This window comes from Pseudomonas sp. GM78 (assembly GCF_000282475.1).
Classification (GTDB): Bacteria; Pseudomonadota; Gammaproteobacteria; order Pseudomonadales; family Pseudomonadaceae; genus Aquipseudomonas.
This window is the reverse complement of the sequence record NZ_AKJF01000098.1, coordinates 1-16,545: the sequence shown is the minus strand read 5'-3', so window position 1 is coordinate 16,545 and position 16,545 is coordinate 1. Positions and strand designations below refer to the sequence as shown.

The 16,545-nt window shown below is 56.3% G+C and carries 9 protein-coding genes and 2 pseudogenes; 3 read left to right on the top strand and 8 right to left on the bottom strand.

Features of this window, described 5'->3' with window-relative positions; all coding sequences use genetic code 11:
• Positions 1-6 precede the first annotated feature (6 nt).
• Positions 7-2,238 carry a DUF3604 domain-containing protein gene (locus tag PMI35_RS14730; RefSeq protein WP_008060328.1) on the top strand — a complete coding sequence of 744 codons (2,232 nt, stop codon included), beginning with the start codon at positions 7-9 and terminating at the stop codon, positions 2,236-2,238.
• Between the two features lie 71 nt (positions 2,239-2,309).
• Here PMI35_RS14730 and PMI35_RS14735 read toward each other — a convergent pair whose 3' ends face one another.
• The 6 genes and pseudogenes from PMI35_RS14735 to PMI35_RS14755 all read right to left on the bottom strand — a co-directional run bounded on the left by PMI35_RS14735 (position 2,310) and on the right by PMI35_RS14755 (position 11,399).
• Positions 2,310-4,481, bottom strand: a complete 2,172-nt coding sequence (locus PMI35_RS14735) for an ATP-binding protein (RefSeq protein ID WP_008060327.1) — start codon at positions 4,479-4,481, stop codon at positions 2,310-2,312.
• Positions 4,482-4,819: 338 nt separating this feature from the next.
• Positions 4,820-5,440, bottom strand: a pseudogene (locus PMI35_RS0132685) (tyrosine-type recombinase/integrase).
• Between the two features lie 277 nt (positions 5,441-5,717).
• A pseudogene (locus tag PMI35_RS14740) lies at positions 5,718-7,153 on the bottom strand (IS1182 family transposase).
• Positions 7,154-7,478: 325 nt separating this feature from the next.
• On the bottom strand, positions 7,479-8,099 hold the full coding sequence (locus PMI35_RS14745) for a tyrosine-type recombinase/integrase (RefSeq protein WP_008060324.1): 621 nt from the start codon (positions 8,097-8,099) through the stop codon (positions 7,479-7,481).
• A gap of 339 nt (positions 8,100-8,438) precedes the next feature.
• Positions 8,439-10,097 (bottom strand): arylsulfatase, encoded by a 1,659-nt coding sequence (locus tag PMI35_RS14750; RefSeq protein ID WP_008060322.1) that lies wholly within the window; start codon positions 10,095-10,097, stop codon positions 8,439-8,441.
• Positions 10,098-10,319: 222 nt separating this feature from the next.
• The gene (locus tag PMI35_RS14755) at positions 10,320-11,399 is read right to left on the bottom strand and encodes an HAD family hydrolase (RefSeq protein ID WP_008060320.1); all 1,080 of its coding nucleotides are present in this window, start codon (positions 11,397-11,399) and stop codon (positions 10,320-10,322) included.
• Between the two features lie 264 nt (positions 11,400-11,663).
• Between PMI35_RS14755 and PMI35_RS14760 the strand changes: the two genes are divergently transcribed.
• Positions 11,664-12,110: a hypothetical protein gene (locus tag PMI35_RS14760; protein WP_008060317.1), complete on the top strand. Its 447-nt coding sequence runs from the start codon at positions 11,664-11,666 to the stop codon at positions 12,108-12,110.
• A gap of 73 nt (positions 12,111-12,183) precedes the next feature.
• On the opposite strand, the gene menE is transcribed toward PMI35_RS14760, so the two are convergent.
• Together menE and PMI35_RS14770 are read right to left on the bottom strand one after the other, a co-directional pair.
• On the bottom strand, positions 12,184-13,686 hold the full coding sequence (menE, locus tag PMI35_RS14765; RefSeq protein ID WP_008060315.1) for an o-succinylbenzoate--CoA ligase: 1,503 nt from the start codon (positions 13,684-13,686) through the stop codon (positions 12,184-12,186).
• 40 nt (positions 13,687-13,726) lie between these two features.
• Positions 13,727-15,391, bottom strand: a complete 1,665-nt coding sequence (locus PMI35_RS14770) for an isovaleryl-CoA dehydrogenase (protein WP_008060313.1) — start codon at positions 15,389-15,391, stop codon at positions 13,727-13,729.
• Between the two features lie 123 nt (positions 15,392-15,514).
• Here PMI35_RS14770 and PMI35_RS14775 point away from each other — a divergent pair, with 123 nt between their 5' ends.
• Complete coding sequence (locus tag PMI35_RS14775; RefSeq protein WP_008060312.1) at positions 15,515-16,327, top strand: PaaX family transcriptional regulator C-terminal domain-containing protein; 813 nt, start codon at positions 15,515-15,517, stop codon at positions 16,325-16,327.
• Positions 16,328-16,545: the final 218 nt, after the last annotated feature.

The following is a 16,545-nucleotide window of genomic DNA, read 5'->3' as shown; positions in this document are numbered from 1 at the left end:
TGGAATATGAAACCCCCTACACACACCACCGTGCCGTCACTGTTGGGTTGCGCCGTGCTTGCTGTCAGCTCGCTGGCCCTGGCAGAGGGCAACCCGGATCGCGAGGTTTACTTTGGCCAGACGCACTCGCACAGCTCCTGGTCAATCGATGCCTACCTGATCGGCAACCATCAGGTCGATCCAGAGCAGGCCTACCAATACTCGCTGGGCATGCCGGTCAAGCATCCGATGGGTTTCGAGGTGCAACTCAAAGGCCGGCCGCTGGATTTTCATGGCGTGACCGACCATTCGGAATACGTCGGCGTGATCGCCCTGGCCAACGATCCGAAGTCCGACTTCAGCAAGCTGCCGATCGCGCAAAAACTGATTGCCAAGACGCCGGAGGACTTCAACCGGGTGTTCAAGTGGATCGCCGGCAGCTTGAGCCACCCGATCAAGGAGCTGATTGATCCAAAGATTGCCGGCAATATCTGGCAGCAGAACGTCGCCATCGCCGACAAGTACTACAAGCCCGGCAAGTTCACCACGTTTGTCGCCTATGAATGGACCTCGGCACCAAACAATCAAAACATGCACCGTAATGTGTTTTTCCGCGACTCGAAGAAGGTGCCGGACCTGCCCTTCACGGCCCTCGACTCGGACAAACCGGAGGATTTGTGGGGCTGGATGGACGATCAGCGCAAAAAGGGCAACGAGGTGCTGGCGATCTCCCACAATGCCAACCTCAGCAACGGCCTGATGTTTCCGGTGGATGTCGATGACCGTGGCCGTCCCATCGATGACGCCTGGGCCGAAACGCGGATGCGTAACGAATCTCTGACCGAAATTCACCAGGTCAAGGGCACCTCCGAAACCCATCCAGAACTGTCGCCGACCGACGAATTTGCCAATTACGAAATCATGAGTTTCCTGATCGGCATCGACAACAGCACCTCGAAACTCAATGGCAGCTACATCAGGCAAGCCTGGCAAAACGGTATGGCCTTGCAGGAAGCCCTTGGCTACAACCCTTACAAAATGGGCGTAGTCGGCGCCAGCGACTCGCACAACGGGGTGATTCCGTATTCGCAGAGCAACAACTTCGGTTCCCACGGTTTCACCGACAGCACCCCGGCGGCGCGTCTTTCCGGTAAACAGAACTCGGGCATGATGGCCCTGCAGACCAGCACGTCCGGCCTGGCCGGCGTCTGGGCTGAAGAAAACACCCGCGAATCGATCTTCGATGCCATGAAACGCAAGGAAGTCTATGGCACCAGCGGCGTGCGCATCCCCGTGCGCATGTTTGGTGGATGGGGCTTCGACAGCAGTGTGTGGAACGACAAAGATTGGGTGCATGCGGCTTACGCCAAAGGCGTTCCCATGGGCGGCGACTTGCCGGCAAAACCGGGCAAACAGGCGCCGTCCTTCGTGGTGTGGGCAGTCAAGGATGCCGACGATGGCAACCTCGACCGCATCCAGATCATCAAGGGCTGGACCAAAAACGGCCAGACCTTCGAGAAGGTCTACGACGTGGTCTGGTCCGGTGATCGCCAAACGGACCCAGCCACCGGAAAAGTCCCACCGGTAGGCTCGACGGTCGATGTGTCCAAGGCGACTTACACCAATACCATCGGTGCCACCGAGCTGAAAAAAGTCTGGGTCGATCCGGCTTTCGACCCTGCCCAGCACGCGTTCTACTACACCCGCGTGCTACAGATCCCGACACCGCGCTGGAGTACCTATGACGCGGCCAAGCTGCAAGTACCACCGCCGGCCGACGTCTCGCCCACCGTCCAGGAGCGCGCGTGGACCTCACCGATCTGGTACACACCGACAGCCGAGGACAGCAAGTCTGTCGCTGGCGGCAAAACCATCGATCAACTGAAAACCGAAGGCGCCAAAGCGCTCACCAACGAGCAATTGCAAGCCTTCGTAGTGGGCAAAACCATCAAGGTGCGCAATACCGTCACCGGCCAGACATTCGAAATCGTCTATGGCACCGACGGCCAACGCCTGGTCGCCAGCGTCGATGGCAAAGCGCCCGCAGAGGGGGAATACCTGAACATGCTGCACGGCGGCCAATTCGGCGTGCCGGCCAAATACGAAATCAAGGACGGGCATCTGCTGACAACCCTCGGCGGCTCGCCCTTCGAGGCCACGGTATTCGAGCAGAACGGCAAGTACGTGGCGGCACGCAGTAACGAGTTCGGTTATGTGAATTATGAGGTCGAGGAGCTCACTGAGGCCCCTGCCCCGTAGGAGCGAAGTTCCTTTTAAGGTGCATCTTGTATGCCATTTAAGCGAGACATCACCGCAATTCAGCGTGGTCATTAGTTGCAATCTGGAGGAGTGTTGAGCAATAAATGCACTCGCGAAGTGAGCTCATTCAGACTGAAGGGTTTGGTTAGTAATCGGGTTGTCCTGTCGACCGTGACCAATCGCGAACCACCAGCAAACCCGGTAATGAAAAGCACTTTGAGCTGTGGAAATTTTTTCCTGAGTTCCGCAGCCAGGCTGATCCCGTTCATCAATCCTGGTAAGCCTACATCGCTCAGCAGCAAATCCAAGTGTTCCAGCTTCTCTGCCTTTTTTGTTGCAGAAAGGCTATCCACGGCTTCAATGACGCGATAGCCAATTTCGGACAAAAGCTCCGACGCCATTTGCCGGATAGCCGCTTCATCGTCCACCAGCAAAATAGTTTCGTTCTGTCCCGATGTCATAAGCTGCTGAGTGTCGTCCAGCTCTACGTTTAGTTCTTCTGGCTGCGAATCATCTACCGGAAAATACAGCGTCACGGTGGTGCCGACACCAAGGCTGCTGTGGACTCTGACCTGGCCACCGGATTGCTGAGTGAAACCATAAATCATTGACAGACCCAGCCCGGTACCTTGGCCCAATTTCTTGGTCGTGAAGAACGGATCGAAGATGCGCGATAAAATATCAGGACTGATGCCAGTTCCGGAATCCGTGGCAGAAATGCCCACATATGATCCAGGCGGTAGCATTTTTTCGGATGAAGATGCCTCATCGATAATGCATCGCTCAACCTGAAGGTCGAGTCTTCCTCCATTGGGCATTGCATCCCGTGCATTGATCGCAAGATTAAGCAGCGCGTTTTCCAATTGGTTAAGGTCACACCTGATACAGTCGGTTGTTCTGAATGAGCACTCAACAACGATGCTCGGCCCAACAGAACGCCGAATCATTTCCTCAAGATCTGCTACCACTTTCCGAGGATCAAGGAGTTCAGGTTCGAGTGATTGCTGTCTGGAGAACGTAAGCAGTCGTTGCGTTAAGGCCGCCGCGCGAGATGCTGAGGTCATGGCCACCGAGTTGTATCGACCCAAATCATTGTAGCGACCCGCATCAATGCGTCGCTGCATCAGTTCCAGGCTGCCGATGATGCCCGCCAACAGATTGTTGAAGTCATGGGCAATTCCGCCAGTGAGTTGGCCGACCGCCTCCATTTTTTGGCTTTGCCTTAACTTGGATTCCGCCACAGCGCGTTCTCGCTGCTCCTCTTCCAGTTGTTGGGTGCGTTGTGCTATCCGTACTTCAAGCAGGTCGTTCCAGTCACGCAGCGCACTCTCTAGTTGCACCCTGTCGTCTATGTCCTCGATGGTGCCATACCATTGTTCGCATTTCCCTGCGCTGTCGAGACTGCACAGCGCACGGACTCTAAACCAACGGTAATCGCCCGTATGTTTTCGTAATCGGACTTGGAGGTCGAAAGGCTGCAGTGTGCCCAGAGATTGATCCCAAAGAGCGGCAATCGACACCTGATCCGCCTCATACGCAGCACTGGCCCATAGACGTCCCAGTGTCTGCTCGAGCGACAGGCCGGTGTATTCGTACCAACGCGGATCGATAGAAATAAGGTTGCCGCCCCTGTCGGCAGTCCAAGGCCAGAGTGGATTGAGCTCAGCTGCAATGCGGTAATGCCTTTCGCTTTCACGCAGCCGCTTTTCCGTCGTGCGCATAGCGTCCAAGGTTTTGAAGCGCTTCAAAGCCGCACCAAGTAGATTGCTATACCCCCGGAGGAAGTCGATATCGCTGTCCGTAAATTGACGAGGACTTCGACTGTCCACCTCAAATATTCCGAAAGGACGCTCTCCGTTGGCGCCGTGGACTAGAACGTTGACGAAAGCTTTTACCCCATTGTTCTTTTGAAAATCGTGATAGCGAAATCGTGATTCCGTTGAAATATCTGTCGAAATGACGGGAGCGTTGGTGTTGAGTGAGAATATTTCTGGACTGCCTTCGCATGCTTGCACCCGAACCTTTCCGACTACATCTGGTGCCCAGCCCACACCGTTTCTCACGAAGAACGTGATGCCGTCCTCTTCGAGCAGCATGAATTTGGCCAGATTGGTTTCGAGGGCATCACCGACTAATCGACATGCCTCGTCGAGGATTTGCTCAAGGTCATCTGACGTCAAGGCGAGCTCGCCAAACTTGGCAAGCACCTTACGCTGGCGCAGCAACGTATCCTCGATTTTCATAGATTCACCTGAGGCGGTTTCAATATCCGAGGTCTGGGTTGCAGCTAGGTTCAATCAGTCTGATTGAGCGCAATTTTCGCTGAACCACAGGGTAGTGTAGCGACAGGCTGCTTTTGGCCGATTCTGTTGAAAACGTCGGTCTGCCCAAACTGCCTGATCATTGACTGCAGAAATCGCCTTTTTTGCACGCTGCTACGTGAAATCTGGGTCCGGATCCCTCCGCAAAAGTAAAGATTTCAATCTCGGACGCGTACTTTTTTGATGCGCAAACCGTGGCCGACTTTTTCAACAGAATCGGCCGGATAGCGACGGTCTGGCTCAGACCGTCGCAAAGTTGGTCAAACTTCTGTCTGCTCTGCCATTTCCAGAGCGTCATCGACCTCGATGCCCAAGTACCTGACAGTGCTTTCGAGTTTCGTATGACCAAGCAGGAGTTGGACTGCTCTCAGATTCTTCGTCCTGCGATAGATCAACGATGCCTTGGTTCGCCGTAGCGTGTGAGTACCGTACATCGTTGGGTCAAGGCCTATGGCTGTCACCCACGCTTTGACTATTCGAGCGTACTGTCTGGTGGAAAGATGGTCTGAGTCGTGCAATCGGCTCGGAAACAAAAAGTCCTCGCTTCGGAGACGCGCCCGATGCATCCAAGCTTCCAATACCGTTCGGGTTTTCTCAGTGATTTCAAATTGCACTGGATGCTGAGTTTTCTGCTGCATCACGATGGCCCGTGACGACACATGCTCCTCATGGGCGATGTCTCGGACTCGCAGCTTGGTTAAGTCACAGGCACGCAGTTTGCTGTCGATGGCCAAGTTGAAAAGCGCCAAATCACGTGTTTTCTCTGCGAGCTGGAGTCTTATCCGAATGGCCCAAATATCTCTGACTCGGAGCGGGGCCTTCTGCCCGACAAGCTTTCACTTGTTCCAAGGCTGACGACGGGATCTAGTAGCTGTATTCATGGCGTGTCCTCCATGTTGATGGAGGACAAGGGTGGATCAGTCAGAACGAGCGGTGGTCGCAGTTCGACCCTAAGCGGCCGGTGGGAACAGGCAGCAACCGACCCAGGCTGTGTGAAAACGCACTGAACACTTCGAAAGCTGAGAGCTACGGGCGTTGCCTGCGAAACCAGCAGACGTAATCGCGAATTGCCCTAGTCAGTTACATAGGCGTTCGTTAATGCTGTTTGGGCCGCGTCAGCGGCCCAAACAGCAACTCACGGACGATCACGCGGGTGGATCACGCCCTGATCGCTTCAAGCAGTCCTGAGATACCGAAGATGCTCATCATTCGTTTGAGGTGTAGGCCAACACATGAAGGCTCATCTCGGTGCTTACCCTCGGCAGGGTTTTGGTCAGGAAGTGGGTACTCCCCATCCAGTATTTGAGCGTTCCAAATGGATGTTCAACGGTCTGTCGGCGGCGCCTCATCATCGTTGGATCATTTTCAAGCCGTACCTGCATTGCATCGGCTACGGCTTCATGTTCCCAGCGCTTTACCCGGCGCTCCTTACCAGTCGTACATTGCTTGTGCATTGAGCAGGACTGGCACCCCGAGAAGTAGTAACAATGCAATAACATGCCGTCTTCCACTGAAGAATGCCGCCGGGTCAGCAACTGTCCCGCAGGGCATCGATACTCGTCCGATGCGGCAAGGTAGATGAAGTCCTGCTTACCAAATCGGCCTTCGGCTTTGCTGCCTGATGTCAGAGGTTTCGGTACGAAGGTGGTGATGCCAGCCTGCTCGCAGGCAAGGATTTCCAGACCCTTGTAATAACCTCGGTCGGCTACCACCGTCAGCGACTCGGCACTGATCTCCTCACGCGCCTGGTTCGCCATATTGCTGAGTTGCGTCCGGTCATTGCCAACGTTGGTCACCTCATGGGCAATGATCAGATGGTGTTTGTCGTCGACGGCCGTTTGTACGTTATAGCCAACCGTTCCGGTGCCTCGGCCGCTCGTGGCCATTGAGCGTGCATCTGGATCGGTGAGGGAGATTTGCTGGTCTGGGCTGTCGTGAAGCTGCGCCTCGATGTCTTTGAGTTTCTGCATCTGCTGTTTCAGGGTTTCAATCTTTTCTTTTAGCCGCTCGGCTTTGGCCTCAGCCACTTCGGGCGTTGCCCGATCCGCCGAATCCATTGCCGCCAGATATCGATCAATGCTCTGCTCGATCTGCCGCATGCGTGCCTTCACTTTGCCCTGGGTGAAGTTGCGGTCGCGATTATTGACGGCTTTGAATTTGCTGCCATCGATGGCGATGATCGATTGAGAGAAGAGATTGAGGTTACGGCAAAGCACCACGAACTGGCGGCAGACGCTGCGAATGGCTTTGCCGTTGTCCTTGCGAAAGTCGGCAATGGTTTTGAAATCCGGAGCCAAACGCCCCGTTAGCCACATCAACTCGACGTTGCGCTCGGCCTCACGCTCAAGCCGGCGACTGGACTGAATACGATTGAGGTAGCCGTAGATATAGATCTTCAGCAAGACCGCTGGATGGTAGGCGGGGCGACCCGTTGCAGCAGGATCGACGCCCTCAAAACCAAGTGCACCCAGGTCGAGTTCATCGACGAAAACGTCGACCACGCGCACTGGATTTTCTTCGGCTACGTAATCGTCCAGGCACTCCGGCAGCAAGGTGACTTGCGTCCGAGACTCACCTTCGATGAATCGCTTCATGATCGTCCCCACCACGATCTAGACGATCAGAAGATTAGACAATCGCAGGAGTTTTCACACAGCCTGGGTCGAAAGCAGTCGATCGTGAACGACCGCTTTGGGTCGATTCTGTTGAAAAAGTCGGCCATGGTTTCCGCAGCTGAAAAGCACGCGTCCGAGATTGAAATCTTTACTTTTGGCAGAGGTTTCCAGACGCAGATTTCACGTAGTAGCGTGTAAAAAAGGGTTTTTCACCGGTCAATGATTAGGCAGTTTGGGATCACCGACTTTTTCAACAGAATCGGTCGGAAAGCGACGGTCTGGCCCAGACCGTCGCAATTGAAGATTACACGTCTGTCTGCTCTGCCATTTCTAGAGCATCGTCTACCTCAATGCCCAAGTACCTGACAGTGCTTTCGAGTTTCGTATGACCAAGCAAGAGTTGAACTGCTCTCAAGTTCTTGGTCCTGCGATAGATCAACGAAGCCTTGGTTCGCCGTAGTGTGTGGGTACCGTACATCGTCGGGTCAAGTCCAATGGCTGTTACCCATGCTTTGACTATTCGAGCGTATTGCCTGGTGGAGAGATGATCTGAGTCATGCAATCGCGTCGGGAACAGAAAGTCCTCACTGCGAAGATGTGCCTGACGCATCCAAGCCTCCAGAACTGTTCGTGTTTGCTCAGTAATTTCAAATTGCACTGGATGTTGAGTTTTCTGCTGCATCACGATGGCCCGTGACGAAACATGCTCCCCATGCGCAATGTCACGTACTCGTAGCTTGGTTAAGTCACAGGCACGCAGTTTGCTGTCGATGGCCAAGTTGAAGAGAGCCAGATCCCGTGTCTTCTCCGCGAGCTGAAGTCTGACCCGAATGGCCCAGATATCTCTGACTCGAAGCGGGGCTTTCTGCCCTACAAGCTTTCCTTTGTTCCAAGGCTGATGGCGATGTAAAGCGATAGTGTTCATGGCTTGCCCTCCAGGTTGAGGAAGGACAAGGGTGGATCAGTCGCAATGCGTGGAGGTCGCTAATCGTCCAAAAGGTGACTGCTTAGCTTGAACTGGTCGCGACACTTCGACGCGACCGTGCCGATCACTTTCTGGCGCTACGACATATACCAATCTTCCAGGTCGCCGGTCTGCTGGTGAATAGCGAACCGAGCGTATTCGCGTTCGCCGACGCTGGTTTCCAATGTCGCCAGGCACCAGGCGGTGTCAATTGCTTGAGTGAGGTTCAGACATGTAATGCCTGCCCTACTCCGGCCAGGGACGACCTCGGGTAAGGTCGCCCCGTTTTAGCGGGTTTGATCAATTACCGTTTGGCAGCGACAAGTTGATACCTTCTTTCTTCAGCGCATCACGCACGTATTGGAATTTCTGGTACTGCGACAGTTCGATCGGTCCGTCATAGCCCATGCTTTGCAGTTTGCGTGGTGGGTAATCAATGTACGTTTTCATCAGTTTCATGATCGCTGCCGAGATCGGCACCATTGTCCAGGTGCGCTCGGTGAAGTTGTTCATGAACAGGTCATAGCGCTCTTGCGGGTCCTGCCACAAATCAAAAACCTGTGGCACGGTAGCCACGTATTTTTGTGCGCCTTTCCAGCCCAGGTTCGAGTCCACGGCGAGACCACCGGTCTGGGCGCCATCATCGCCCCGCAGGTTGAATACCGCTTTGTAGTTCCCTACACGGGCCGCGCCTGGCGACAGTTCATTCTCGGTAAAGTAGAACCACTCCTTCCGTGGCGAAGGGGCGCTGCCGGTGAGTACGGGCGTCATGTCGTAACTGTCGAAGATGATCGGCTGCCCCTCGCGATCTTTCTCTGGCAGTTTCACGCCAGCCACAGAGGCGAAAGTCGCCATCAAATCCAGGCCGCCGAGCATCTCGTGATTTTTCGTGTTCGGCTTGATCTTTTCTGGCCAGACGGCAATCGCCGGTACGCGGTTCCCGCCCTCACGCACGGTGCCCTTGGTGCCGCGAAACGGGGTGTAGCCGGCATCCGGGTAAACGTCCTGCCAGGCCCCGTTGTCAGTGGTGTAAACCACCAACGTGTTCTTATCCAGACCGAGCGCTTTGAGCTTGTCCATGATGCGGCCAATATGGGTATCGAGTTCGACGACCGAATCGGCATATTTGGATTTTGACATCGACTTATGAACGAACTCCGGCGCCGGCATATTCGGCTGGTGTACTTTCATGAAGTTGACGTTGATGAAAAAAGGCTTGTCCGATTTTGCCGCTGTGTCGAGAAACTCCAGCGCTGCCTTTTCGACATAGTTATCAAAGAACGGAATGCCCACCACGCCTGGCTTGCCATCGACCACCGGCGTGTCTACGTATTGGCCGTTGATCTTGAATTCTTCAACCGGTTTTTCGCCGGCCTTGCCGGACAACGCACCTTTGGTCACCTTCTGGAACATCTCGCGGGTCTCCGGATCCATGTCGGGGAACCACGTCGGGTCGGCATAGGTATAGGCATTGAGGTGATACAGGCCGACGTACTTCATCACGTCATAACCCTGGGCATTGGGCAGCGCGTAGTCGGCTTCGCCCAAATGCCATTTGCCGGTGAAGTAGGTGTCATAGCCGCCAGTCTTCAACACGGATGCCAGCGTCCATTCGGCTGCCGGCAAGCCACCGCCCTGACCTTGAAACGCCACGGTGGTCATGCCGCTACGATTGGGGATGCGCCCGGTTTGCATGGCCGCCCGGCCAGGCGTGCAACTCGGCTGGGCATAGAAGGAGTAAAAGGTCACACCTTCTGCCGCCAGCTCATCGATTTTAGGCGTAGGCATGCCACGCCCGATCCCGCCTCCGTACGGCCCCAGATCGCCGTAGCCAGTGTCATCGGAAACGATGAACAGGATATTGGTTTTTTCTGTTTGAGCAGCGTGGGCAAGCCCGTTCAATGACAACAGTGCAGCAAACACGACAGACAACTTGAAACGATCCGATAGCTTATCCATACCAGCAACCTCGTTGTTTCATAATGTTGGCCGGTGATAAGTGCACAACTGCATTGGTCCTTGGTGCATTGACCACCGTGTAATTAACCCAGGTACTGCATACAGAATCATCCCCCCTTGTTGCATGAGCCCGTACGAATCAAGGCGCTCGAACGAGTCTAGTGCGGTTTTTGTCGCTCAGCGGTGTATTGCTCAAAGGTTGAATGCACTTGAAGCTGCAGTTCACTCAAACGCAAATACCTTCTTCCAATCCTTTTTCATGCTGATGACCGTCCAGCCATCCCGTTTTGCCTGGTCATAAAGGGGCTGGGTAAAGGTACCTACCTTGGTCTCCGGCAATGCTTGAGCCGGGCCATAGGCATATTCGCGCTCGGCGTCGTCATGCAGCACCAGCATCACCAGGCGCGCGCCCTGCCCGGCCTTGGTGTATTCCAGCATTTGCTTGTCACCGGTGGAGTTGCCAAACGCCGCATTTGGCTGACGACCCGTCATCAGATAAATGTTCTCTGGCTTGCCGGTATCGTTGTCGTTGAGCACTACTTTGGGTTGTTTGATCAACTGCGGTTTTCCGCTCTTGTCGTAGACATACTCGGTGGCACCGGCACTCCCGACGACCTGTTCAGGAGGCACGCCATAGATCTCCTCGGAATAGGCGCGAACGAAGTCCTGACCACCCCCGGTAACTATGTAGGTCTTGTAGCCATTGTCACGCAGGTACTGCATGACTTCCTTCATCGGCTGATAGGTCAGCTCGGTGAAAGGACGCTTCCAGCGAGGATCACGGGCTTCGCCCAGCCAGGCACGAACTTGCTGCTTGAACTCATCCGTAGGCATGCCGCTGAGGGTCACCATGGCGATTTTCAGGTAATCATCGAGGGTCAGTTTCGCCATGGCGGCGCGGTCGCCCGACAGTACCGTCTTGAAGGGTTCGACACTGGCCAGCTCCGGCTTCGCCTTGACCACCGCCGGGACGCGGCTCAGGCAATAAAACAATTGGCCATACGCGGGATGCTCGACCCATAGCGTGCCGTCCTGGTCGAAGGTCGCGATGCGTTCGGCGGGTGAAACGAACTGGCTACCCCCTTCCTGGGTAGTCGCCTTGACGAATTCCACGATGGCTTGCTTGGCGGGCCCTTCATTCCAGGAGGCTAAAGGGTCAGCCGCAAACACCGTCGTTGAAGCGATCAGGCTCAGCCCGAGTACGGCAAGGGGGGCGCCATAGCGACGTTCGACGTGCGAGCGAAGGAGGTTCGTAGTGACTGCGGAGTTCCAGGTGCGCTGCACCAGAATCATAAGCTTCATGGCGTTCACCTACGTGGATGGGGTAATCATTGGCGGTTACATGGCTGCTCACTCTGGCAATGACTACAGCAGTCAGTTGGGAGTCCAGTGTAGTGTGTTTGGGAAAAGTTGCCGTATGAGCACTCGTATTGAAGCTTTACTCAATGCCAGGCTAGCGCGGCATGGGGCGTTTCTGAGCGGTGCATTTCTCGACAAGTACAACTTGGAGTAATCAGCTATACCCAATATTCCATCCAGCGCTGCCGCCACCGATCGAGGCTGTCAATGAACTATACCGTCCCACTGACAGCACTACTGATTACCCTGAGTCTCTCGGGCTGTACCCGTTCATCCAACCAATCGGTGACAATTCCCCTGAAAGCCACCCACCAGAATGTCGGCCAGATCGCCAACGCGACGCTGACCGCCGTGAACAACGAAAGCGATTTCAACTTCTACATCTCTGGCGTCCCGACAGGAACCACCATGCCGTTGCGCATTTACACCTTCGTCAACAGAGGCAACTGCCAACAGCCCGGCCCGGTTGCCTACGAGATGAATGACAGGATTACCACTCAACGAACTGCACAGGCAGGGTGGACGTTCGAGCGGGTTGCACCGGTTTCTGTGGCGGATCTGTTGTCCGGTAAATATTCCGTGGTCGTGCGCACGACGCCAGAGGATGGCAGCGTCGATCTTTTTTGCGGGGATATCGCACAAGCGGCTCAGTGAACGTTTTCGCTGATCAGAAAGTCACGCGCCGCGTGTGTAAGTGCCGCTTAGTTTCAGCGGCACTTGCTCGGGCTTATGCAACCAGCTGTCTCTTCAGGACCTTACCCACCGAACTGCGGGGCAACGAGTCAATCATCTGTACCGATTTCACGCACTTGAAGCCAGCCAGGCGCAGGCGGCATGCCTCAATGATCGCGGCCTCACTGGTAGCACCTGGGGACGCTGCAACGACGAAGGCTACGGGTACCTCGCCCCATCGCTCGTCAGGCTGGCCGACCACGGCGACCTCGGCAACACCTGGCAACGAGGCAATAACCGCCTCCAGTTCTGCCGGATAGATATTCTCGCCCCCGCTGATAATCATGTCCTTAAGCCGATCCACAACGTGGAGAAATCCATGCTCGTCGATACGGCCAATGTCACCGGTTCTGTACCAACCTTTTTGAATAGCTACCTGGGTGGCTTGCGGATTACGCCAGTAGCCGGAAAACATCATCGGCCCTCGACACCAAACTTCGCCTTCCAGGCCGGGGGCCAATGGCTCCAGGCTGCATGGATCGACAATTCTGACCTCACCAAACATCAGCACCTTGCCGTGGGAGTGGGCATGGGCAAGGCCCATTTCGTGGGTCCAAAAGGTCACCGCGCCACAAAATTCGGTAATGCCGTACACCTGCTGCACTTTCACGCCAATGGCCAGACAGTCTTCGATCAGCCTGTAGGGGACCGCCGAGGCGCCGCAGGTCACGGAAACCAGGCTGCTGCTATCGACTGCCTGATTTTTTGCCAGGGCCAACAATGCCTGAAGCATCACCGGCACGGTCATCAGGCTGGTAATGCGTTCGCGGGCGATCATCTCCCAGACCTGTGTCGGGTCGAAGTCAGGCAGCAGCACCGTGGTGCAACCTTTGAACACGTTGGTCAGCATGGGTGAAAGGCCGCCGATATGGAACATCGGGGCGATCAGGAGAAAACGGTGGTCCTGGTTCCATTCCAGCGTGGCGCTGTTGCTTTGCGCGGTCCAGATCAACGCTGCATGGGAGAGCATCGCGCCCTTGGGTTTTCCGGTAGTGCCCGAGGTGTACATGATCACCGCCGGAGCATCGCCGCCACTGCCCAGTAATAACGGCGCGTCCAGGCTGGTATCGGCAGTGATGCGCTCGTAGGGACCTGGCGCTTGTTCGGTACCCGTGTTGATCAGGATCAGGCCTGGACGATCAGTTACCAAGTGCCGGACAGTCGGCGCGAACACGTCCTCGAACAGCAGCGCTGCCGGTTCGCTATCGGCCAGGATATAGCTCAGTTCGGGCGCCTGAAGACGCCAGTTGAGTACCACCAACGTGGCGCCGACCTTCGCTACGGCAAACAGCGCGCAGGAGAGAAATTCACTGTTCTTCGAATAGACCGCTACGCGATCGCCTTCGGCCACGCCCTGTGCAAGCAGGTAATTGGCCAGGCGATTACAGCGTGCGTCGAACTGGGCGAAGGTCCATCTTCCCGTGGGTGAAACCAGCGCTTCCCGGTCCGGCGTCAAGGCGGCGCGCTGCGCCAGCAACCGACCTAAATGTACGCTCATGGCGCTCTCCTTTTTATTGTTATGGCTGACAGGTGCCCATTCAAAGACGGGGCATGGCGCGCTCGATCAAGATGCTCAGCGGTGCAGTGGAATCGAGGCTGCCAAAGGCGAATCCACACTCGCCGCCCAGGCGTGCCCGGCAGTAGATGTCGGCAATCTCGTTATTGCCTGACTTCAGCAGCAGCCCCGCCTGGATTGCCAGCGCGGTGCGCTCCACCACCAGACGGCTTCGAGCCTCGAGGTTATCAACGTCCTGAAGTGCGTCGAGCAGCCACTGCAGGTGGCTGTCGTACAGCGGGTGCAGGCCTGCGGCGCTGTGCAATTCGGCAAACAAGGCCTCGCTGACCGCCGGGTCTTTTTGCAACGAGCGCAGCACATCCAGGCATTGCACGTTACCGCTGCCTTCCCAGATGGAGTTCAAAGGTGCCTGACGATACAGGCGCGGCAGGATGTTTTCTTCGACAAAGCCAATCCCGCCCAGACATTCCTGGGCCTCGTTGACGAACGCCGGGGTGCGTTTGCAAATCCAGTACTTGCCGACTGCCGTGGCGATACGAGCGAAGGCCGCTTCCTGCGGATCGTTCGGCGAGGCATCCACGGCGCGGGCGATGCGCATGGTAAAGGCCACGGCGGCCTCACTCTCCAGCGCCAGGTCGGCCAGCACATTGCGCATCAGCGGTTGTTCGAGCAGCACATGACCGAAGGCATGTCGTTGGCTGACGTGGTTCAGCGCCTGCACCAGGGCCTGGCGCATCAATGCCGAAGAGGCGATCACGCAGTCCAGACGGGTCAGCGCGACCATCTCCAGAATGGTCGCCACCCCGCGACCTTCAGCGCCAACCAGATAGGCAGTGGCGCCCTGAAACTCCACTTCGGACGAAGCATTGCTCCAGTCACCCAACTTGTCTTTGAGGCGCTGGATGCGCACGGCATTGAGCGAGCCATCGGGCAGGATTCGCGGCATCAGAAAACAGCTCACGCGCCCATTGAGCTGCGCAAGTACCAGGTGCGCATCGCACATGGGGGCAGAGAAGAAGAACTTGTGACCGACCAGTTTGAAGCTGCCATCGGCTTGAGGGGGGGCCTGGGTGGTGTTGCTGCGTACATCCGAGCCACCCTGTTTTTCGGTCATGCCCATGCCCATGGTGCAGGCGCGTTTTTGCTCGACGGGTAGCGGACGTGGGTCGTAGTCCCGGGCGGTCAGTTTGGGTATCCAGATTTTTGCCAGCTCAGGGGTGTTCAACAGTGCCGGAATCGCGGCGTGGGTCATGGTCAGCGGGCAGCAGGTGCCTGCATCTGCCTGGCCATTGAGATACAACAAGGCCGCGCGCACCACATGGGCTCCGGGTTGCCCCGAGTGGTTCCACGAAAAACTGTGCACCTCGCCGCGCATCGCGTTGAGCATCAGTTGGTGATAGGCGAGATGGAACTGCACTTCGTCAATCCGCCGGCCATAGCGGTCGAAAGCATGCAGTACGGGTTTGTTGCGATTGGCCAGCTCGCCCAGCTCCATTTGCTCGCCGCCACTCATGGCGCCATGGGCCGATAACTGCGCTTGAGCCCAGTCACCACCGTTCACTCGCACTGCCTCGCGCAGTGGGACATCACTGTCCCAGGCGTTGTAAGCTGGCAACGGCTGCGGCTGATTGAAGACTTCGTGAGTGGAAAACGGGGTGTCGATCTTTGGCTGGGTTGCGGCAGACATGAGCGGGTTTCTCCCTGATAGGTCCGGGGAAAATTACACTCAATGCATTTTTTATGTCAATCACTGTAATTTGCGATGAGTCATCAGGCGCGTCAGAATCGTGCCTGGAGGGAGGACTGTTTCTTGTTAGAACCCGCGTCAGACGAGCTCGAAAATCCGACGCCTACGCCGCGTCAGTTGATCCTCAAATTGCTCCTGGTTGTCGAAGGTGGTGAGCTGGATGTCACCAGCGCCGTGCGCGCCTGTGCTCTGTTTGGCCTGACTGCAAACAACACCCGCGTTGCGCTTGCACGGTTGCAGAGTGCCGAACTGATCGAAACTGTCGCGCGCGGGGCCTACCGCCTTGGCCAGGCTGGCAGGGCGCTGGGGGAAGAGATCGGCGCCTGGCGTCAGGCTGAAACACGCCTGCGTGAGTGGGATGGCAGCTGGGTGGTGGCGCTTACAGCGGCCCTGGGCCGCAGCGATCGCAAAGCATTGCGTGCCCGAGAGCGTGCGTTCGGTCTGGTGGGTTTGCGCGAACTGGATGACGGGTTGTTTATCCGTCCTGACAACCTGGTCGGCGGTGTGGTGCAGACACGCGAACGTCTGTTGTCACTTGGCGTGGAGAACTCCACGGCGGTGTTCCAGGCACAGCAGTTCGATCCGCAGCGAGACGCGCGAGCCCGTTTGCTCTGGGATGCCAACGAATTACACAATCGCTACAACGACGGCCAGCACACGCTGCAAGCGTCGATGGCGCGCTTGCCAGGCATGCCGATTGAAGAGGCTGCCCGTGAGGCGTACCTCCTGGGGGACCAGGCCATGCGTCAGATCGTGTTCGATCCGATGCTGCCCGAGCCCTTGGTGGATGCCGCGTACCGCCGCTCATTCCGTGAGCTGGTCAAGCAGTATGACGATATCGGCCACCAAATCTGGCGCGAGTTTTTCGCCAAATAAGCGGAGTCCTCATGTCGTTACAGAAAACGGGCGCCTGTAACAGGTGCCCGTTGTTGACCAGTCACGGCGTTAATCGTGTCCGTTATGACCACTCTGCCGCATGGCTTTGAGAATACCGTCCAGGTTATAGGTTTCCGGGGCCTGCATGGGCGGGAAGTCCTTGTATGACATCAGCTCCTTCTCCCAGAGCAACTGTCCGATCGGCAGCATGTTCCAGT

Coding starts and splice junctions, on each gene's coding strand:
- PMI35_RS14730 (WP_008060328.1), top strand. CDS start 7: ATGAAACCCCCTACACACACCACCGTGCCGTCACTGTTGGGTTGCGCC.
- PMI35_RS14735 (WP_008060327.1), bottom strand. CDS start 4,481: ATGAAAATCGAGGATACGTTGCTGCGCCAGCGTAAGGTGCTTGCCAAG.
- PMI35_RS14745 (WP_008060324.1), bottom strand. CDS start 8,099: ATGAACACTATCGCTTTACATCGCCATCAGCCTTGGAACAAAGGAAAG.
- PMI35_RS14750 (WP_008060322.1), bottom strand. CDS start 10,097: ATGGATAAGCTATCGGATCGTTTCAAGTTGTCTGTCGTGTTTGCTGCA.
- PMI35_RS14755 (WP_008060320.1), bottom strand. CDS start 11,399: ATGAAGCTTATGATTCTGGTGCAGCGCACCTGGAACTCCGCAGTCACT.
- PMI35_RS14760 (WP_008060317.1), top strand. CDS start 11,664: ATGAACTATACCGTCCCACTGACAGCACTACTGATTACCCTGAGTCTC.
- menE (WP_008060315.1), bottom strand. CDS start 13,686: ATGAGCGTACATTTAGGTCGGTTGCTGGCGCAGCGCGCCGCCTTGACG.
- PMI35_RS14770 (WP_008060313.1), bottom strand. CDS start 15,391: ATGTCTGCCGCAACCCAGCCAAAGATCGACACCCCGTTTTCCACTCAC.